The 1,974-nt window shown below is 72.1% G+C and carries 1 protein-coding gene; it reads right to left on the bottom strand.

The window, feature by feature from the left end; all coding sequences use genetic code 11:
* Positions 1–55: 55 nt before the first annotated feature.
* Positions 56–1,897: an acyl-CoA dehydrogenase gene (locus ACFUPX_RS44095; protein WP_383335401.1), complete on the bottom strand. Its 1,842-nt coding sequence runs from the start codon at positions 1,895–1,897 to the stop codon at positions 56–58.
* Positions 1,898–1,974: the final 77 nt, after the last annotated feature.

Here is a 1,974-nt window from a genome sequence, read left to right on the forward strand (position 1 = left end):
GGAGAACTCCAGCCGGCCCGGCGCGTTCCGCGTGCGCTTCCTGGCGCCGCACCACCTACCAGGCGTCGTCGTCCAGCGACATCAGGACGCCGTCCTCGCGGTCGGCGATCTGCCGCTGGGCCGCGACCAGCGGGAGCACCTCCTGGGCGAAGAACACCGCCGTCGCCACCTTCCCCTGGTAGAAGGAGCGTTGGGCCCGCCGCGCCCCGGCCTCGGGATCCGCGAGGCGCCGTACCGCCACCCCCGCCTGCCGCAGCAGCAGCCAGGACACCAGGACGTCACCCGCCGCCATCAGCAGCCGCGTCGTACCGCGCCCCACCTGATAGATGGCCGCCGGGTCATCCAGAGACGTGAGGAGATGGGCGCCGAGACCCGTCGCCATCGCCTGGAGATGGGCCGCGGACCGGCTCAGCAGCGCGTGCGCGTCGGCGAGTTCGCCGCTCGCCGGTGCGTCCGCCGCGGTCTTCTCCACCTCGGCGATCAGGGCGGCGAGCGCACCGCCCTGATCCCTGGCGATCTTGCGGAAGAAGAAGTCCATGCCCTGGATCGCGGTGGTGCCCTCGTACAGCGTGTCGATCCGGGTGTCGCGGATGTACTGCTCCAGCGGGAAGTCCTGTGTGTACCCCGCGCCGCCGACGGTCTGCAGGGCGTGCCCCAACTGCTCGCAGGCCTTCTCGGAGCCGTAGCCCTTGACGATGGGCAGGAGCAGGTCGTTGAGGGCGTGCGCCCCGTCGTCGCGGGTGCCCGCCGCCTCCGCCTCGGCGATCCGGTCCTGCACGGTGGCCGTGTGCAGGACCAGGGCGCGCAGCCCCTCCGCGTACGCCTTCTGCAGGAGCAGCGAGCGGCGCACGTCGGGGTGGCGCAGGATGGGCACCCGGGGAGCCGACTTGTCCGCGAGGGAGGCCAGATCGGCGCCCTGGGTGCGGACCTTGGCGTACTCCAGGGCGTTGAGATAGCCGGTGGAGAGCGTCGCCATCGACTTGGTGCCGATGATCATCCGGGCCTGTTCGATGATGTGGAACATCTGCCGGATGCCGTCGTGCCGCTCGCCGAGCAGCACCCCGACCGCCGGGCTCTCGGCGCCGAAGGTGAGCTCGCAGGTGGCGGACGCCTTCAAGCCCATCTTGTCCTCGAGCGCGGTGGCGAACACGCCGTTGCGGGCGCCGAGTTCACCGCTCTCCCAGTCGGTCACGTGGTACTTCGGCACCAGGAAGAGGGAGAGGCCCTTGGTGCCGGGGCCGTGGCCCTCGGGCCGGGCGAGGACGAAGTGCAGGATGTTCTCGCTCAGATCGTGCTCGCCCGAGGTGATGAACCGCTTCACGCCCTCGATGTGCCAGCTGCCGTCCGCCTGCCGCACGGCCCTGGTCCGGCAGGCGCCCACGTCGCTGCCCGCCTCCGGCTCGGTGAGGACCATCGTCGCGCCCCACGCGCGCTCGACGAGCAGCCGGGCCAGACCGCGCTGCTCCCGCGTGCCGAGGCGGTCGAGCATCTTCGCGAAGCCCGCGATCGACTGGTACATGTACAGCGCCGGATTGGCGCCGAGGACCAGCTCGGCGACGGCCCACCGCAGCGACGGCGGCACCCCCGCCCCGCCGAGCGACTCGGGCAGGTCGATCGTGTGCCAGCCCGAGTCCGTCCAGCGGGCGTACGCCTTCTTGAAGGACTCCGGCAGCGTCACCGTACGGGTGTCGGGGTCGTACGCGGGCGGGGTGCGGTCCGCCTCGACGGCCGGGTCCGCGAGCTCGCTGACGGCCAGGCGCTCCACCTCGCCGAGGAGGTCGCGGGCGGTTTCGGGCGTGGTGCCCGCGAATGCGCCGCGGCCGTACGCGTCCGCGCGGCCGAGCACCTCGAAGAGGTTGAACTCCACGTCCCTGAGGTGCGACTTGTAGTGGCTCATCGCCGGTTGTCTCCTTGTGCGGTCTGGTGGACACGGACGGACCGGAGGGGCCGGTGGGGGGGGCGCCCCCCCCCCCC

The organism is Streptomyces sp. NPDC057302 (assembly GCF_042667685.1).
Lineage (GTDB): Bacteria > Actinomycetota > Actinomycetes > Streptomycetales > Streptomycetaceae > Streptomyces.